Origin of the sequence: Pseudomonas sp. TNT2022 ID642 (assembly GCF_028656995.1) — a bacterium.
Classification (GTDB): domain Bacteria; phylum Pseudomonadota; class Gammaproteobacteria; order Pseudomonadales; family Pseudomonadaceae; genus Aquipseudomonas.
On sequence record NZ_JAMDGW010000007.1, the window covers coordinates 717,033 to 735,431 of the forward strand.

Below are 18,399 nucleotides of genomic sequence, written 5' to 3' on the forward strand. Positions count from 1 at the left end.
CCTCATCGCTGGCAAGCCAGCTCCCACAGGGTTTTGTGGTGTCTGTGTGATCGGGTCAGAACACCGACCAGCCAATCCGCGAACTGAGTATCTCCAGCGCCGCCATCCCCGCCAGAGAATTCCCCGCCGCATTCAACTCCGGCGACCATACGCACACCGTGAACTGCCCCGGCACCACCGCAACAATCCCGCCGCCGACACCGCTCTTGCCCGGCAAGCCGACGCGATAAGCGAAGTTGCCCGCTTCGTCATACAGTCCGCTGGTGGCCATGATCGAGTTGACCTGCTGGGTTTGCCGACGTGTGAGGATCTGTTCGCCGCTGTGTTTGCAGAACCCGTCATTGGCCAGAAAACAGAACGCCCGGGCCAGATCAATACAGTTCATGCGCAACGCGCAGTGGCTGAAATAGCTGCGCAGCACCGCTTCGACATCGTTGTGAAAATTGCCGAACGACTGCATCAGATACGCCATCGCCGCATTGCGCGCGCGGTGTTGGTATTCGGAGTCGGCGACTTTGCCGTCGATCATGATCTGCGGGTTGCCGGACAGGCGCCGGACGAAATCGCGCATCGACAGGGTCGGTGCAGCGAAACGTGACTGGTTGATGTCGCAGATCACCAGCGCGCCGGCATTGATGAATGGGTTGCGTGGCCGACCGCGCTCGAACTCCAGCTGCACCAGCGAGTTGAACGGCTGTCCGGACGGCTCGTGACCGAGGCGTTCCCAAATCGCTTCGCCGGAATGATCGATCGCCTGCACCAGGCTGAACACCTTGGAAATACTCTGCACCGAGAACGGCGTCTCGGCGTCACCGGCGCAATACATCTCGCCGTCGTTGCCGTACACAGCGATGCCCAGCTGATTGGCCGGCACGGTGCCGAGGGCAGGAATGTAGTCAGCCACCTTGCCCTGCCCGATCAGCGGGCGGACAGCGTCAAGAATCTCGTTCAACAGCGCTTGCATGCCGGGTTCCGAAGTCTCGCCCCATGGGATTGCGGGGACACTGGGGCTAGACGCTGCGCCCGCCCGTCGAATCACACCGGCCGTAATCGCGCGGAGTGTTCTAGGCTCAAGCGCACATTCAAAAACGGGAGAGCACCCATGCAGCTCGAAGGCTCCTGCCATTGCGGCGAGGTCACGTTCAGCCTCACCAGCGCCCACCCCTACCCTTATCAACGCTGCTATTGCTCGATCTGCCGCAAGACCCAGGGCGGCGGCGGATATGCGATCAACCTCGGCGGCGACGCGACCAGTCTCAAGGTGCGCGGGCGCAAGCACATCAGCGTTTATCACGCGAAGATGAAGGACGACGGCGCCAAACGCGCCCATCGCAGCAGCGCCGAACGGCATTTCTGTTCACTGTGCGGCAGCGGCTTGTGGTTGTTCAGCCCGGAATGGCCGGAGCTGATCCACCCGTTCGCCTCGGCGATCGATACGCCGTTGCCGGTGCCGCCGGAGCACACGCATCTGATGCTCGGCTCGAAAGCACCCTGGGTCGAAGTCGAGGCCAAATCGAAAGACCAACAGTTCGACGTCTACCCCGAAGAATCCATCGCCCAGTGGCATGAACGCCTCGGGTTGACCCGATAGACAATCGCCGCCATTCCTCTATCCCTGTGGGAGCTGGCTTGCCAGCGATGAGGACAGCTTGTTCAAAATCAATGTTGGCTGTCCCACCGCTATCGCTGGCAAGCCAGCTCCCACAAGGTTCTTTTTTCACCTTTTGATTTTTGTAGTTCCCTTTTCCCGCACTCGTTCGGTTAACCCCTCAGAAGCACTTCAACTACCGATCGATTCGATGCAAAGGGATCTCCATGTCGCACGTCCGTTTCGCCCTGTGCCCGCTGGCACTGGCCCTGCTGAGCATTTCTGCCAACGCCGCTGAAAAAACCGACCAGACCTTGCAACTGGGCGCCACCAGTATTTCCGCGCAAGGCCTCGGCGCCACCACCGAAGACACCCGCGCCTACACCACCGGCGCCATGTCCTCGGCCACCGGCCTGCCGCTGTCGATCCGCGAAACCCCGCAATCGGTGACCGTAGTCACCCGCCAACAGATGGACGACCGCGGTGTGCAAAGCATTGGCGATGCGCTGCGCAATACCCCCGGCATTTCCATGCAGAAGTACGACAGCGACCGTACCGAATTTTCCGCCCGTGGCCTGGCGATCACCAACTTCCAGTACGACGGCGTCAACATTCCTTACGATGGCGTGTACGGCGAGAACCCGAACAATGGCGACGACGCCGCGAGCATCGACCGCATTGAAATCATCAAGGGCGCGACCGGCCTGATGACCGGCTCAGGCGATCCGTCGGCTACGGTCAACCTGATCCGCAAGAAGCCGACCAAGGCATTCAAAGCCTCTATCAGCGGCACCGTTGGTTCGTGGGATGCCTACCGCACCGTGGGTGATATTTCCGGTTCACTGACTGAATCGGGCAACGTGCGCGGACGATTCGTCGGCGCTTATTCAGATCAGAACTCTTACCTGGATCACTACAGCCAGCGCAAAGACCTGTTCTACGGCATTCTCGAGGCCGACCTGAGCGACGACACCCTGCTGACCTTCGGCGTCGACAAATCCAGCACCACACCACGGGGTTCGTCGTGGACGGGCAACCCGGTGTACTTCGCCGATGGCGGGCGCACTGATTTCGGGCGGCACTTCAACTCTGCCGCTGACTGGAGCCGCCGCGATTTCGACAACATCACCTACTTCGCCTCCTTGGAACAGGCGTTGGCCAACGACTGGAAATTCAAGGTCAGCCTCGACCAGAAAACCACCGATCACGACACGCGTCTGGCCTCGGCCAGCGGCGGCAATCCGAATCGCGCCACGGGCGAAGGCATGTTCATGTATTGGGGGCGCTGGGAAGGTCATCGTGTACAGAACACCGCTGACGTCAACGTCTCCGGCCCGTTCACGCTGGGCGGTCGCGAGCATGAACTGATCGCCGGCGTCATGACCTCGCACTCGCGCCAGACCGGTTCGACCTACGACACCAGTGCGTTTTCCGAAGTCCCGGGGAGCATTTACGACTGGGACGGCAATCTGCCGAAACAGGACTTCCCGAAGAACGGCAAATACGAGCGCACGCAAAGTCAGAACGGCATTTACCTGGCCACGCGCCTGCGCCCTACCGACGATCTCTCAGTGATTCTCGGCAGCCGCTTGAGCACCTTCAAATACAACGAAGACTACCGCTACAACCCCGGCGCCGGCCTCGACGGCACCCACACCAGTTACAAGGAACACGGCGTGGTCACGCCTTACGCCGGGGTGATTTATGACCTCGACGACACCTACTCGCTGTATGCCAGCTACACCAGCATTTATCAGCCGCAGACCTACAAAGACACCAACGGCTCGACCCTTGCCCCGGTCGAGGGCGACAGCTATGAAACCGGTTTGAAAGCGGCGTATTTCGACGGTCGCCTCAACGCCAGCCTGGCGTTCTTCCGCATCGAGCAGGACGGCGTGGCCGAGTCGATCGGCACCAACGCGGTGACCAACGAAGGCATCTATAAAGCCATCGACGGCGCCACCACCAAAGGCGTGGAGCTGGAGCTGGCCGGCGAACTGGCCGAAGGCTGGAATATCTCCGCCGGCTACACCTACGCGCGCACCCGTGATGCCGATGAGCAGCGCATGTACGGTTATCCGTTGTCGACCACCAAACCCGAGCATACGGTGCGCACCTTCACCACTTACCGTTTGCCCGGCGTGCTGGACAAGGTGACAGTCGGTGGCGGCGTGAGCTGGCAGAGCGCGTTCTACGGCAAGATCTACAGCGCCCCGGCCGGCGACTACACGCGGATCAAACAGGGCGGCTACACCCTCGTCGACCTGATGAGCCGCTATCAGTACAACGAGCACCTGAGCTTCACGGTCAACGCCAACAACGTGTTCGACAAGCGCTACCTGACCGGCCTGGGCAACTTCGACACCACGTTCTACGGTGAGCCGCGCAATTTGATGCTGACCACCAAGTGGGATTTCTGATCGTTAACAAACCTTGAATTTGCGGCGCCATGGATGGCCCCATCGCTGGCAAGCCAGCTCCCACAAGGATTCGAGGTATTGCCGTGAGAACAGTCACACCGCCAATACCTGTGGGAGCTGGCTGGCCAGCGATGGCGGTGGGGCAGCTACAAAAATCTTGATTGGGCTGCCATTAATCCAGATGCGCCCATGTCATCCGGAACGACGCCCCACCCCAAATCGAATCGCCCACCTCAACCTGCCCGCCATGGGACTGTGACACCCGGCGCACCAACGCCAGGCCCAAACCAAACCCGCCGGTGCGGCGATCCCGACTGGCATCCAGCCGCGAAAACGGCTCAAAGATTTTCTCCCGCCCGTGCACCGGCACGCCCGGCCCATCGTCGTTGACCCGCACTTCGTAATAATCGCCGGTGCGCACCAGCGTCACTTCAACTCGCTGATCGGCATAGCGAATCGCATTGCGCAGCAGATTGATCACCGCCCGCGCCATGAATCGCGGTTCGATGCGCACGGTGTCGAGCCGGCAATCACCAATCAGCAACTGCACGCCCGCCTCTTCGGCCTCCAGCGCCACGCTGCCGACTACGCTGTCGAGCCAATTGGCAGCCTGGATGTTTTCGCGTTTGATCACCGTCGCGCCGCGCTCAAGGCTGGCGTAGGTGAGCAGTTCGGAAACCATCTCCTCCAGCTCGCCGAGGTCGGCGTACATGTCAGCAATCAACTCACGGTTCTGACTGGCGTCCGGTTGCTGCTTGAGTTGATCGAGTTCAAACGACAGCCGCGCAATCGGCGTGCGCAACTCGTGAGACACGGCGTTGGTCAGTTCCCGCTGATTGGCGATCAGGCCTTCGATGCGCGCCGCCATCAGGTTGAAGTGCTCGGCCAGATCGCGGATGTTCGAGCGTTTCGACAATTGAATGCGCACCGACAGATCGTTGTCGCCAAAACGCTCGGCGGCCAGACGCAGTTTCTCCAGATCACGCCAGTGCGGACGCACCCAGAAAAACAGGACGATGCCGATCATCACGGCAATCATCAGGTAGGCGCCGGCGATGTAGAACGGCATCAGACTCGGTTCGGCCGGCAAGCGGATGCTGAGCAGTTGCGGGCCATCGTCAATCGCGGAAATGTACTGGGTGTATTTGTCACGGATCACCAGCAGCCCTTTGGCCAACTCGGCTTTTTCCGTTTCGCTCAGTGTCAGTTCAGAGGCGTCGACCAGCATCAGCCCCAAACCATAATGCGGGCGAATCGTTTCCAGCTGGTTTTCCCGGGCCGGGCCGTCGAGGTCACGCAACTGCTGAGCCAACGTCCAGGCCTGCCCGCGCACCGCCTCACGGTTGTAATCCTGCATCTGATAATCGAGCAAGGCATCAAAGGTGCGTTCAACCGTCTGCAACGCCAGCACCAGACCCATCGTCATGACCAGAAACAGCCCGAAAAATAACCGCAGCATCTACAGCTCCCACGCGAACGGATTGAACAGATACCCCTTGCCCCACACGGTCTTGATACAGATCGGCTCGCGGGGATTGTCTTTGAGCTTGTTGCGCAATTTACTGATGTAGACGTCGACGCTGCGATTGAGCCCATCGAAGGCGATCCCGCGCATGCGATTGAGGATATCGTCGCGCGACAGCACCTTGCCCGCCGCGCTGGCCAGCAACCACAGCAGCTCGAATTCCATGGTGGTCATTTCAATGACCTCACCCGCCAGCCGCACTTCACGGCAGCTGCGGTCGACGCTCAACTGGCCGAACTCCAAAAAACTCACCACGTTGCTGTCCGGCACCTGTCGCCGTTGCAAGGCCCGCAGCCGGGCCAGCAGCACCGGCGGCTTGATCGGTTTGATCACGTAGTCATCGGCGCCGGACTCCAGACCGAGGATATGGTCGAGGTCATCTTCCTTGGCGGTCAGAATCACGATCGGCGTGTCCGACACGCTGCGAATCTCCCGACACACGTGCAAACCGCTCTGCCCCGGCAACATCAGGTCAAGCACCACGACTTTCGGTTTGAACTCGAGAAAGGCAGCCACGGCCAGGTCGCCACGATGCACCGTACGCACCTCGTAGCCGTGTTGTTCGAGAAAGTGTGCAATCAGCGCAGCGAGGCGCTCATCGTCTTCCACCAGCAGGACTTTGCCAAAACCCAGGTTATCCATAACGACCGTCTGCCGCCCATGTGTGAAGTGGCCGGCATTATGGCGGCTTTCGTGGCGGTGGCGTTTGTTTCAGGCAGCAAAAACCGGCCGCTGGGGCCGGTTTTCGGTGATGTTTCATACTCTTAAGAGTTTTTAACATTCATGCACTGATCGCTACATCTGTAGGAGCTGCCGAAGGCTGCAATCTTTTGATCCGGCTTCTTCAAAAGCAAAAGATCGCAGCCTTCGGCAGCTCCTACACGGAGTCATGCGGTGGCAGGCACGCCGCTGTGGAAGCGAAACTCTTCATCCGGCGACTCGATCAGTTCCTGCTCGGCGGCGCGGACCTTGTCGATGACCTGAGCAATATCTTTCGCATCGCCGTACTGATAAGCCAGCTTCAGATAACCCTGAAAATGCCGCGCCTCGCTTTTCAGCAGGCCAAAGTAGAACTTGCCGAGTTCTTCGTCCAGATGCGGCACCAAGGCTTCGAACCGCTCGCAACTGCGCGCTTCGATAAACGCGCCGACCACCAGCGTATCCACCAGTTTCACCGGCTCATGGCTGCGCACGACCTTGCGCAAGCCCGAGGCGTAACGACCGGCATGCAGCTGGCGCAGTTCGATCTTGCGCCGTTTCATGATGCGCATGACCTGCTCGTGGTGCACCAGTTCTTCCCGGGCCAGACGCGACATCATGTTGATCAGGTCGACGTGGGAATGGTACTTGGCAATCAGGCTCAGGGCGGTGCTGGCAGCCTTGAACTCGCAGTTCTTGTGGTCGATCAGCAAGGTTTCCTGATCGGCCAGTGCGGCCTGAACCCAGGCGTCGGGGGTGCGGCAGCCAAGGAATTCGTGGATTTCGGGAAGGATCATGGGGCTCACGGTAAAAGGTGTTCGAGCGAAGGGCGCCGATTATACCGGCCTGCCCGCAGACCACCAGCCACCACCGTTGATATGCATCAAGTCGCGCACGATCGAGCAGCAACTATAGTTGTGCAACGCCGTGCCTTTTCTTTGCTGGAGACTCCGCTCATGCAAGCCATTCGCAGCATTCTGGTGGTCATTGAACCCGAACATTCGGAAAGCCTGGCGCTCAAGCGCGCCAAGTTGATCGCCGGCGTGACCCAGGCCCATCTGCACCTGCTGGTGTGCGACAAGAAACACGATCACGCCGGCATGCTTGGCGTACTCAAGGCTGCGCTGGTGGCCGACGGCTACAGCGTGACCACCGAGCAGGCGTGGAACGAGAGCCTGCACGAAACCATCATCGAGGTGCAGCAGGCCGAGGGTTGCGGGCTGGTGATCAAGCAGCACTTCCCGGACAGTTCCCTGAAAAAAGCCCTGCTGACCCCGGCGGACTGGAAACTCCTGCGCCACTGCCCTACTCCGGTGCTGCTGGTGAAAACCGCAGGTTCGTGGAAGGACAAAGTGATTCTGGCGGCGGTTGATGTGGGCAATGCCGATGGTGAGCACCGGCATTTGCACACGACCATCATTGATCATGGCTATGACATTGCCAGTCTGGCCAAGGCGCATCTGCACGTGATCGCTGCGCATCCATCACCGATGTTGTCGGCGGCGGACCCGACGCTGCAACTGAGCGAAACCATCGAGGCGCGTTATCGCGAGCAATGCCGGGCGTTTCAGGCTGAATTCGATGTCGATGATGAACATCTGCACATCGAGGAAGGCCCGGCGGATGTGTTGATCCCGTTCATGGCGCACAAGCTGCAGGCGGCAGTGACCGTGATCGGCACGGTGGCGCGGACCGGGTTGTCAGGGGCGTTGATCGGAAATACTGCGGAAGTGGTACTGGATGCGCTGGAGAGCGATGTACTGGTGCTCAAACCGCAGGAGGTTGAGGATCATCTGGTGGAGTTGGCGGTGAAACATTAAAGATCAAAAGATCGCAGCCTTCGGCAGCTCCTACAGGTAGAACGCATTCCCATGTAGGCGCTGCGGCACGCTGCGATCTTTTGACCTTCAGGCGCCGAAGGCGTCTTTCAGAAAGCCCGGGGCGATGTAGCGCTGATAGTGCGCTTCCGACAGCAGGAAGAATTCCCGATCAATGGCATCGCGCAATTCCGGCAGGTTCCAGTCGCGAAACTCCGGCAGCAACACCATCCCGTACGCTTCCAGATTAATGATCACCCGCGCGCCACGGGCAATCAGCTGATACGCCCAGCAATACTCCGACTGATGCGGCACGAAGCGGATCTTGCGCTGTTCCAGCTGCTCGCGCAGGCGCGCCGAATCGAAAATCTCGACCTTGCCCGCCATCACTTGTGACAGCAATTGCTCCAGACGCAGCCACACCGCACGCTTTTCCTCCTCGTTGTACCCATTCCAGTGGATCACTTCGTGGTGGAAACGCTTGCAGCCACGGCACACCAGATCACCGTAAACAGTGGAGCAGAGGCCGACGCAGGGGGTCTTGATGGTCTGATTGGGCATAAGATAGGCAAAACACTGAAACGCGGAACAGGTCGGCATGTTAGCCCTTTGTCGGGCATTGATCACCCCTCAAACATCAGGGTCACAGCGGCGCGCGGCATTTGCACCGGCCACACGCATTGCCACGAAAGTCCAATAGAGCGCGACTTACCTTTAAATTTTTTTTGCCGTAGAATCAGCCAGCCTTTTAAGGCGCCAATGTCCGTTAGAAGCTGTTTTCAAAGCGTCACGAGCACAGTCGTTCCTTCAGAGCGGTGTTGGCGAGGGGTTTTTCCAGCGGGGAAAAATTCAGCGCCAACCCTCATCAGCTCCCCGTTCTGCAGGCGTAAAACTTTGAAAGCAGCTTCTGTAAGGAATTGCCGGTAATTCTGGCCGAACGACCCACAACGTCGTGAGGAGCATGAGTACGGCAATTTCGGGATGAGCGTCCCGGACACCCATTTGGGACCACTGATGAGGGTAATAACTGTGCTTGAAGCCTACCGCAAACATATCGAAGAGCGTGCAGCCCTGGGTATCGTTCCCCAGCCGCTTAACGCCGAACAAACAGCAGGCCTGGTCGAGCTGCTGAAAAACCCTCCGGCTGGCGAAGAAGAATTTCTCGTTGACCTGATCACCAATCGCATTCCACCAGGTGTGGACGAAGCGGCTTATGTCAAAGCCGGCTTCCTGTCTGCACTGGCCAAGGGCGAAGTTTCCTCCCCTCTGCTGGACAAAAAGCGCGCTGTAGAACTGCTCGGCACCATGCAGGGCGGCTACAACATCGTGACTCTGGTTGACCTGCTGGACGACGCCGAGCTGGCGCCAGTCGCTGCCGCGCAACTCAAGCACACCCTGCTGATGTTCGATGCGTTCCACGACGTCGCGGAAAAAGCCAAGAACGGCAACGTTCACGCCAAAGGCGTACTGCAATCCTGGGCTGACGGCGAGTGGTTCAAGAACCGCCCGACTCTGGCCGACAAGATCAGCCTGCGCGTTTTCAAGGTTACCGGCGAAACCAACACCGACGACCTGTCCCCTGCTCCTGATGCCTGGTCGCGTCCAGACATCCCGCTGCACGCCCTGGCCATGCTGAAAATGGCCCGTGACGGCATCGTTCCTGATCAGCAGGGCGCCATCGGCCCGATGAAGCAGATCGAAGAAATGCGCGGTCAAGGCTTCCCTATCGCCTACGTCGGTGACGTGGTCGGTACCGGTTCCTCGCGTAAATCGGCGACCAACTCGGTACTGTGGTTCTTCGGCGACGACGTTCCTTACGTGCCGAACAAGCGCGCTGGCGGTTTCTGCTTCGGCAGCAAAATCGCTCCGATCTTCTACAACACCATGGAAGATGCCGGCGCACTGCCAATCGAGTTCGACGTTTCCAACATGAACATGGGCGACGTGATCGACCTGTATCCGCATGCTGGCAAAGTCTGCAAACACGGCACCGACGAAGTCCTGACCACCTTCGAAATGAAGACCCCGGTGCTGTTGGACGAAGTCCGTGCCGGCGGCCGTATTCCGCTGATCATTGGCCGTGGCCTGACCGAGAAGGCTCGCGCCGAACTGGGTCTGCCACCGTTCGACCTGTTCAAGAAGCCGGAAGCCCCAGCTGAAAGCACCAAGGGTTTCACCCTGGCGCAGAAAATGGTCGGCAAGGCTTGCGGTCTGGCAGAAGGCCAAGGCGTTCGTCCTGGCACCTACTGCGAACCGAAGATGACCACCGTAGGTTCTCAGGACACCACCGGTCCAATGACCCGTGACGAACTGAAAGACCTGGCGTGCCTGGGCTTCTCCGCTGATCTGGTGATGCAGTCCTTCTGCCACACCGCGGCGTATCCGAAGCCGATCGACGTCACCACCCACCACACCCTGCCTGACTTCATCATGACCCGCGGCGGCGTTTCCCTGCGTCCGGGCGACGGCATCATCCACTCGTGGCTGAACCGCATGCTGCTGCCGGACACCGTCGGTACCGGTGGTGACTCGCACACCCGTTTCCCGATGGGCATTTCGTTCCCGGCCGGTTCCGGTCTGGTTGCGTTTGCTGCGGCCACCGGCGTTATGCCGCTGGACATGCCGGAATCGATCCTGGTGCGCTTCAAAGGCAAAATGAAACCTGGCATCACCCTGCGTGACCTGGTTCATGCCATTCCGTACTTCGCTATCCAGAACGGTCTGCTGACCGTCGAGAAGAAAGGCAAGAAAAACGCCTTCTCCGGCCGCATCCTGGAAATCGAAGGTCTGGAAGGTCTGACCCTGGAGCAAGCGTTCGAACTGTCCGACGCCTCGGCCGAACGTTCGGCTGCCGGTTGCACCATCAAGCTGTCGAAAGAGTCGATCACCGAGTACCTGAACTCCAACATCACCCTGCTGCGCTGGATGATCGGTGAAGGTTACGGCGATGCTCGTACTCTGGAACGTCGCGCTCAAGCGATGGAAGCCTGGGTTGCCAACCCGGAACTGATGGAAGCCGATGCCGACGCCGAATACGCCGAAGTCATCGAAATCGATCTGGCCGACATCAGCGAGCCTGTACTGTGCGCGCCGAACGATCCGGACGATGCCCGTCTGCTGTCCAGCGTTGCTGGCGAGAAGATCGACGAAGTGTTCATCGGTTCGTGCATGACCAACATCGGTCACTTCCGCGCTGCCGGTAAACTGCTGGATCAGGTCAAGGGTCAGCTGCCAACCCGTCTGTGGCTGTCGCCGCCGACCAAAATGGACGCTCACCAACTGACCGAAGAAGGCTACTACGGCATCTACGGCAAGGCTGGCGCACGCATGGAAATGCCAGGCTGCTCGCTGTGCATGGGTAACCAGGCACGCGTTGAGCCAAACAGCACCGTGGTGTCGACGTCGACCCGTAACTTCCCGAACCGTCTGGGCGACGGCGCGAACGTCTACCTGGCTTCGGCCGAGCTGGCGTCCGTGGCTTCGATCCTGGGTCGCCTGCCGACCGTCGAGGAGTACATGGAATACGCTGGCAAGATCGACAGCATGGCGGCCGATATCTACCGCTACCTGTCCTTCGACCAGATCGCCGAGTTCCGTGAAGCTGCTGCGAACGCCAACATCCCGGTCGTTCAAGCCTAACGTAACAACGCAATGAAAAACGCCGCCCATCGTGAGATGAGCGGCGTTTTTTTATGCATCACACATAGACCCTGTGGGAGCGAGCCTGCTCGCGAAAGCGATTCATCATCCAATAGTTACATCGACTGACACACCGCTTTCGCGAGCAAGCTCGCTCCCAGATTTGATTCTTACCAGACAAGAGAACTGCATTTCCCCCATAGGGTTATGGGTTGAGCTTGAGGGCTTTCTGCACGGCGCCATCGACGCTCAAACCGCTCAGGATCACACCGTTGGCCAGCACTTCAGGCAAAGCGTCCAACACCGTCAACGCTTCATGCTTGAGCCGCGCCAGAATCAATCGCTGACCTTCCTGATGCACCCGCAGGAAAAACTCCTGCATCGCCTCAATGCTGGTGCCATCAAGATCCGGCGTCTCTTCAAGACTGAGAATCACCGTGTGCACCGGCACCTCTGCATGGCGGATCAGCCGTAACGCCGCCCCCAGAATTCGTTCAACATTGGCAAAAAACAACGCCTCGCTCGGTCGAATGATCAGCACGCCGGGTTCCATCTGCGCAATGGGATGGCGCTGCACATCGACAAAATCATGCCCGCCGTCAATCCGCCCCAGCACTTGAATGTCCGCGGCCGACATTTGCTTGAGCATCAACAGCACACTGATCGCCACCGAGACCAGCAAACCGTCCAGCACGCCCAACATCAAAACGGCCGAGACCGCACAGATCACCAGCACGCGATCCCGGCGCCAGATGAAGTAGCGGCCCAGCGGCTGCAAACTCAAACCGCGACCCAACGCATGCATGACAATCGCGGCGAGAACCGGCTCCGGCGTCAGAGCAATCCACGGCAACACCGTCAGCACGATGATCAACACCACCAACGCGGCTACCCCGCCGGCCCAGCGAGACGTCGCCCCTGCAGCTTCATTTGCCGAGGTCGCCGAGTACCCCGCCCCTGCCGGCATGCCATGGAACAATCCGGAGAGCAGGTTCGACGCTCCCAGCGCCAACAGATCACGGTTTGAGGTGACGCGGTCACCATGCTTGAGCGCATAAGCGCTGATCGACCCGTAAGACTCCGCATACAGAATCATCACCAACGCAAACCCCACCTCGCCCAGCCGTAACCAATCAGAGAACGGCAGCGCCGGCAGGTTGGGGACTTCCAGGCTGAGGTCGATAATGCCGATCATCTTCACGCCGTACGCTGGCAGGTTCAGCCATTGCCCGGCAGCAATGCCGATCACCACCACCAGCAAGCCGCCGGGCACTCGCGGGAATCGCGAGAAGACTCCGAGCAACAGCAGCGCGACTGCAGCGACACTTGCGGCCGGCCAGTTCCACTGCGGCAGCTGTTCAAACAGTTGTGGGGCGAAGCGCACCAGATTGGCGTCGGTCAGATGCACGCCGACCACACTGGCGACCTGCTTGAGAATGATGGTCAGCGCCAGACCGAAAGCGAATCCACGCAAAACCGGTTTGGCGATGAAGGACGTGACACTGCCCAGACGAAAGGCCCCGGCCAGCAAAAACAACACGCCCGTGACCAGCACTAAACCGACTGCCAGGGTTGAGCGCAGTTGCGGATCGCCATTGGCCAGCGTCGCCGTCGCCGCCGCCAGCACTGCGGCCGAGGAGGACGTCGCCGAGACAATTGCAAAGCGACTGGTGCCGAACAACCCGTAACAGAGTAACCCGGCAAACAGGGCGATTACCCCGGCCTGCGGTGCCAGGGCGGCGATGGTCGAATACGCCACCGCTTCGGGCAGCAAGAGGCCTGCTATCGATAGACCGGCAAGCACATCGCGCCAGCGATTGGGGGGGGCAACAGGTTGCGGGGCGCTCGACAATCCACTGTCTCCAGACGAAAAAAAGCCGCTGTGCGCGTCACGCACAGCGGCCACTGTAGCTGAGTAACCTGGGTTTTGGCTTATGCAGTCAGCGAATAAATCAGCGCCGAAATCGCCACCAGACCTACTGCGGTGACAAACACATTGGACGCCTGACCACGATAACGCGCCATTGCTGGCACCTTGCGAATCGCATACATCGGCATCAGGAACAGAATCGCAGCGATTACCGGGCCGCCTACAGTTTCGATCATGCCCAGAATGCTCGGGTTCAGCGTCGCGATGATCCAGCAGATCACCAGCATGAACGCCGCCACGATACGATCCAGTGCCTTGGCGCTCGGACGCTTGCCGCTCTTCACGATCAAGCCTTTCAGGCCCTCACTGGCACCGATGTAGTGACCGAGGAACGATTTGGAGATCGCCACGAACGCAATCAGCGGCGCCGCAAAGGCGATGGTCGGGTTGCTGAAATGGTTGGCCAGATAAGACAGGATCGACAGATTCTGCTCTTTGGCTTCCGCCAATTGCTCCGGCGACAACGTCAGTACGCAACTGAACACGAAGAACAGCACCATCAGCACCATCAACGCGTGTGCGCGGGACAGAATCTGCGAGCTGCGCTCTTCAGCGTGGACGCCATAACGACGCTTCTGATCGACCGCAAATGCCGAGATGATCGGCGAATGGTTGAACGAGAACACCATCACCGGAATTGCCAGCCACAGCGTGTGCAGCAACGCAGACGGTGCCGGCACGTGCGAAGCGGTGGCGAGGATGCCGCCGTTCCAGTGCGGAATCAAATAAACGGCGAGAAAAAGCAGCGCGACGATGAACGGGTACACCATCAGGCTCATCGCCTTGACGATCGCCTGCTCACCGCAACGCACCACTGCCAGCAAACCGAGGATCAGCACGAACGACAGCAGCGCGCGCGGTGGCGGCGTGATGTGCAGTTGATGCTCGAGGAAACTGGCGACCGTGTTGGTCAGGCCGACGCTGTAAATCAGCAGGATCGGGAAAATGGCGAAGAAGTACAGCAGCGTGATCAGCGCACCGGCCTTGATGCCGAAATGCTGCTCGACCACTTCCGTGATGTCGGCGCCTTCGCGACCGGAAAGCACAAAGCGGGTCAGGCCACGGTGGGCATAGAACGTCATCGGGAACGCCAGCAGCGCGAGGATCACCAGAGGCCAGAAGCCACCCAGCCCTGCGTTGATCGGCAAAAACAGGGTGCCGGCGCCGATGGCCGTCCCAAACAGTCCCAACATCCAGGTGGTGTCCTGGCGATTCCAGCTCGAAAGTTCAGCGGGTGCTGCTGCATCAAAGCGCTCTTCGACGCTATTGGCCTGATCATTCATCCGGTCGGATCTCCGCATTCCGGTCACTTGCCACTCGGTCAGGATGCGTCGGAAAAAACCGACAGACATGCTCCGGCCGAAACAGGGGCGCGATTCTCCGTGATAAATGAGCAGAAGCAAAGACTTAGCTGAGGAATGGTTGTGCGGAGCAGATCAGCGGGGTGTCGTTTTCGGGAAAATAGCTGTCGTACATAGGCACGTTAAATGTCGTTTTCGGTATGCCTCTGCGAGCTCATAGAGTTATTTCATATCGAACGAAGAACTATCGTCCCGATTGTGATGACGACCAGCGCAAATATTGCCCCCATACTGAACCTGAATAATTCTGAGCGAATCTCAGCCGGGGATAGACCTCTGGCCTCTTCAGCAAACTCGGCGTCCTCTCGTCGAAGTCGTTCAACTCTGGCTTTAGGGTCTTCTATGTACATGTTTATTGTCCTTTGCGAGGTCACGAAACCAATCTGTCATGTAAACCGTTGTTGAACATCCGGTACGCCTGGTCGCGAACCATGATGTGTAAAGCGCTTCAAAATTAAAGCTTGGTCAATATTCCGAATACAGCTGTAATCGCAGTCAGCAGCCCCGTGCCTACCGCTACCGGGTACCAGAACCCTTCTCGCTTTAATTTGTTTTCCTCAGCCATAAGCTTGCGCCTCTCGACAATGAGCTTGCGTGATTCGTTTTGTAGTCTTTCGAGTTCCAGATTTTCCCGATCATTCTGAAGCATGCGCCTTCCTTGGCTATTGGCAGCCGTTACCTTGGCTGCTTTGTGCCCTCATGATTTCGCATTGTTCACCTGCCGGGTAGCGGACGAGTCTGGCGGTTTCGTAGGCAAAATCCGTGAGTAAAGTAGGCAGCCTCATACAGTGACTTTTAAGGAACTGCGTCGATTTCAAGCCCCCAATCCTTTCAGTTTGCCCCACATGATCTAGCGTGAGATGAGTCCCCTGCCCTGCGGAGCCTTCCCATGCCACTGGTTCGCGTCGATATCCAGCAAAACCCCGACCCCACTTTCGCCAAACGCATCGGCGAGCACATCTACGCTGCCCTGCGCAGTTGTATCGATGTGCCCGAGCACGACAACTTCCAGATCCTCACCGAGCACGACAGCCAGCATTTCGTCTACGACCCGCAGTATCTGGGGATCCAGCGCAGTGATGGCGTGGTGTTCATTCAGATCACCATCAGCGAAGGGCGCACGGTGGAGAAAAAGCAGTTGCTGTTCAAAACCATCGCCGAAAGCCTGCACACACAATTGGCGGTGCGCCTGGAAGACGTGTTCATCAATCTGGTCGAGGTAAAAAAAGAGAACTGGTCATTCGGCAATGGCGTCGCGCAGTACGTTACTTGACCCGCTCATTGACAGCCCGTTATCAGCGCCAGCATGATCGGCCCATGAACATTCGCGCGCTGCAGCTCACCCGTACCACCACGACCGCCACCGGCGGGTCGTGGTGTTTCTGTCTGAGGTAACCCCAGCGCAGCAAACCCAAGGCCCCGCCAGCAATGGACGGGGCCTTGTTGTTTCTCCCGTCCGTGCGGCATCTGCAGCACCCAAGGAGAAACACCATGCCCGCAGCACTGTTGATCATCGATATGCAGGTCGGTCTGTTCCACGGACCGGAAAAGCCCTATCAGGGCGAACGGGTTCTGGCCAACATCCGGCGCCTGGTCGCTCAGGCCCGGGCGACTCAAGTGCCGATCTTCGCCGTGCGCCACACCGGCCCGGACGGCTCACCGATTGCCGCTGGCAGTCCATTCTGGCAATTGTTGCCAGCGCTTGAACTGGACGCTGACATCGACACCCTCTTCGACAAATCCCGCCCCGATGCTTTCCATGGCACTGACCTCGCACAGCAACTCAAAGCCGCACAGATAGACGACCTCTATGTGGTCGGCATGAAAAGCCAGTTCTGCATCGACAGCACCTGTCGCAGCGCTGCCGATCTTGGCTTCAGACCGCTGCTGGTCAGCGACGCCCACACTTGCATGGACACTGCCGAGCTATCGGCCGAAGCAATCATCAAACATCACAACGCTACGCTCGGTGCCGCCTTTGCACGATTGATCGACAGCGCTGAAGTGAGGTTCTAAGGAAATCCACTCTGAAGTTGACGCAACTTGCCTTGCTGCGGCTGCGTCAACCAGACATTTGTTACGGCATCCCCTGTCCTACAGCATCGTGTAATTAATCAAGGGTGCCAGCGACTTTAACTACAGACAACGCCAACAAACAATCAAATCGGACACCAACTTTTCAGAATACTCCTACAGCCTAAACAGCCAAAAAAACCCACAACAAAATATTACTTAAAACCGAATACCAGCCATTTGTTACAAACAACTACCCAGCCATTGAACAATATTCCATGGCAGGTCTATATTTTTATCGCACCGAATTCGAAGACCAATAATTGAAGTGTGATAAAGAGGACACAGCATGCAAAAGAACATGATGACCGGCCTGCTGTTGGCCGCACTGCTTGCCCCGTTCGCCAGCGCCAACGCCGATGTCCGCGAGCTGGCTTCTTCGCCGCGATGGCTGACCACCAAGGTCTACATCGAGGGCGCCCCGGAAACCGACGTCAAAGCGAAGTACCCCGGCGTCGTTGGTATATCGACGTGGGATCCCGAGCGTAATCGATACGAGTTCTTTTACACCGATACAGGCGAATCAAAGTACAACAATGGTGGTGGCGGGTATTTCTTTGTCACCGGTGATCAGCAACAGCACATTCTTGTGCCGGATATCGGCCCGACCAAAACATGGGTCAGACGTCTGGAAACACTGAACAAACGTGAGTTCACTTATTCTCGTGAAGTCCCCCGCGACATGGTCGACAACAATCCTCTTGTGCGCATTCATGTCGTTCACGCGCCCTATACCGGAACAATAGAAACCAAGTCCGCCATCAAACAATAAAACCAGGAGTTCGCTATGCAAAAGTCAATTAAAACCCTGCTGATGTCGACGTTACTGATTTCTTCTGTCTATTGCGCCGGGGTCAGCGCACAAGCTGCCACCCAGCCCGCAAAAAATGCCGTCGCCACCGCCGACAACGCGATGATGCTGACCGTGTTTCTGAAACATGATCAAACCCGACCGTTAAGTGAACTCAAGGCTCAGCTTGCGCAACAAGGTTTCCATAAAACGTTTCCCCCGGCCGGAGTCGAGGTGGTGAGCTGGAACATCATGATGGGGATCGGCCAGGTCGTGACCGTGCGCTTTCCTGTCTCGCGTCTGGCGGAAGTGAACCTGGCGCTGGAAAACACTGCTTGGGGCAGTTATCGCACCGAGTTCTATCCGACCTACGATATCAAGCCGCTCGCGATGGCTGAGCAAGCCAAAGCTCAAGCGGCCCAATGATACCGACAGCACACCGGATCACCGGTGTGCTGCCAGCCTTGCTTCTTGTCCGAAGCCGTCCAGAATCAAAGCACCACTGCGCCAATGACAACGATTGCCAAGTCGCTGCGGATTCAGCACTCTGAAACGAC

General features: G+C 58.5%; 16 protein-coding genes. 8 read left to right on the top strand and 8 right to left on the bottom strand.

Translation table 11 applies throughout. The annotated features are described in order from the left end of the window. Nucleotides 1-55 precede the first annotated feature (55 nt). Nucleotides 56-964, bottom strand: coding sequence for a glutaminase B (gene glsB / locus M5G26_RS09160; protein ID WP_273915092.1), 909 nt, complete (start codon nucleotides 962-964; stop codon nucleotides 56-58). Between the two features lie 138 nt (nucleotides 965-1,102). Here glsB and M5G26_RS09165 point away from each other — a divergent pair, with 138 nt between their 5' ends. Both M5G26_RS09165 and M5G26_RS09170 read left to right on the top strand, forming a co-directional pair. Continuing rightward, nucleotides 1,103-1,591, top strand: a complete 489-nt coding sequence (locus M5G26_RS09165; RefSeq protein ID WP_134173927.1) for a GFA family protein — start codon at nucleotides 1,103-1,105, stop codon at nucleotides 1,589-1,591. Nucleotides 1,592-1,815: 224 nt separating this feature from the next. Next, nucleotides 1,816-4,008, top strand: coding sequence for a TonB-dependent siderophore receptor (locus M5G26_RS09170; protein WP_273915093.1), 2,193 nt, complete (start codon nucleotides 1,816-1,818; stop codon nucleotides 4,006-4,008). 172 nt (nucleotides 4,009-4,180) lie between these two features. Here the strand turns inward: M5G26_RS09170 and M5G26_RS09175 are convergent, their stop codons facing one another. The 3 genes from M5G26_RS09175 to M5G26_RS09185 all read right to left on the bottom strand — a co-directional run bounded on the left by M5G26_RS09175 (nucleotide 4,181) and on the right by M5G26_RS09185 (nucleotide 7,029). Continuing rightward, a complete protein-coding gene (locus M5G26_RS09175; protein WP_273915094.1) occupies nucleotides 4,181-5,467 on the bottom strand; it encodes an ATP-binding protein in 1,287 nt (428 codons plus the stop codon). Next, on the bottom strand, nucleotides 5,468-6,175 hold the full coding sequence (locus M5G26_RS09180) for a response regulator (RefSeq protein ID WP_273915095.1): 708 nt from the start codon (nucleotides 6,173-6,175) through the stop codon (nucleotides 5,468-5,470). Nucleotides 6,176-6,420: 245 nt separating this feature from the next. Further along, nucleotides 6,421-7,029: a tRNA-(ms[2]io[6]A)-hydroxylase gene (locus tag M5G26_RS09185; protein WP_122600041.1), complete on the bottom strand. Its 609-nt coding sequence runs from the start codon at nucleotides 7,027-7,029 to the stop codon at nucleotides 6,421-6,423. Between the two features lie 159 nt (nucleotides 7,030-7,188). On the opposite strand from M5G26_RS09185, the gene M5G26_RS09190 reads away from it, so the two are divergent. After that, entirely contained in the window at nucleotides 7,189-8,052 is an 864-nt protein-coding gene (locus tag M5G26_RS09190; protein WP_095047458.1) for a universal stress protein, read from the top strand. 87 nt (nucleotides 8,053-8,139) lie between these two features. On the opposite strand, the gene M5G26_RS09195 is transcribed toward M5G26_RS09190, so the two are convergent. Then, entirely contained in the window at nucleotides 8,140-8,610 is a 471-nt protein-coding gene (locus M5G26_RS09195) for a DUF1289 domain-containing protein (RefSeq protein WP_038366489.1), read from the bottom strand. Between the two features lie 468 nt (nucleotides 8,611-9,078). On the opposite strand from M5G26_RS09195, the gene acnB reads away from it, so the two are divergent. Then, nucleotides 9,079-11,688 (top strand): bifunctional aconitate hydratase 2/2-methylisocitrate dehydratase, encoded by a 2,610-nt coding sequence (gene acnB, locus M5G26_RS09200; RefSeq protein ID WP_095120281.1) that lies wholly within the window; start codon nucleotides 9,079-9,081, stop codon nucleotides 11,686-11,688. A gap of 205 nt (nucleotides 11,689-11,893) precedes the next feature. Here the strand turns inward: acnB and M5G26_RS09205 are convergent, their stop codons facing one another. The 3 genes from M5G26_RS09205 to M5G26_RS09215 all read right to left on the bottom strand — a co-directional run bounded on the left by M5G26_RS09205 (nucleotide 11,894) and on the right by M5G26_RS09215 (nucleotide 15,628). After that, nucleotides 11,894-13,540 carry a SulP family inorganic anion transporter gene (locus M5G26_RS09205; protein WP_273915096.1) on the bottom strand — a complete coding sequence of 549 codons (1,647 nt, stop codon included), beginning with the start codon at nucleotides 13,538-13,540 and terminating at the stop codon, nucleotides 11,894-11,896. An 80-nt stretch (nucleotides 13,541-13,620) separates the two neighbouring features. Then, nucleotides 13,621-14,901: an HAAAP family serine/threonine permease gene (locus tag M5G26_RS09210; protein ID WP_273915097.1), complete on the bottom strand. Its 1,281-nt coding sequence runs from the start codon at nucleotides 14,899-14,901 to the stop codon at nucleotides 13,621-13,623. Between the two features lie 532 nt (nucleotides 14,902-15,433). Continuing rightward, nucleotides 15,434-15,628 (bottom strand): hypothetical protein, encoded by a 195-nt coding sequence (locus M5G26_RS09215; protein WP_007911016.1) that lies wholly within the window; start codon nucleotides 15,626-15,628, stop codon nucleotides 15,434-15,436. Between the two features lie 240 nt (nucleotides 15,629-15,868). Between M5G26_RS09215 and M5G26_RS09220 the strand changes: the two genes are divergently transcribed. The 4 genes from M5G26_RS09220 (at nucleotide 15,869) to M5G26_RS09235 (ending at nucleotide 18,268) form a co-directional block, all read left to right on the top strand. Further along, complete coding sequence (locus M5G26_RS09220) at nucleotides 15,869-16,252, top strand: tautomerase family protein (RefSeq protein ID WP_273915098.1); 384 nt, start codon at nucleotides 15,869-15,871, stop codon at nucleotides 16,250-16,252. Between the two features lie 218 nt (nucleotides 16,253-16,470). After that, nucleotides 16,471-16,995, top strand: coding sequence for a cysteine hydrolase family protein (locus M5G26_RS09225; RefSeq protein WP_273915099.1), 525 nt, complete (start codon nucleotides 16,471-16,473; stop codon nucleotides 16,993-16,995). Nucleotides 16,996-17,341: 346 nt separating this feature from the next. After that, nucleotides 17,342-17,824 (top strand): DUF4822 domain-containing protein, encoded by a 483-nt coding sequence (locus M5G26_RS09230; protein ID WP_273915100.1) that lies wholly within the window; start codon nucleotides 17,342-17,344, stop codon nucleotides 17,822-17,824. Between the two features lie 15 nt (nucleotides 17,825-17,839). Beyond that, complete coding sequence (locus tag M5G26_RS09235) at nucleotides 17,840-18,268, top strand: hypothetical protein (RefSeq protein WP_038366244.1); 429 nt, start codon at nucleotides 17,840-17,842, stop codon at nucleotides 18,266-18,268. The last annotated feature ends 131 nt before the right edge of the window (nucleotides 18,269-18,399 follow it).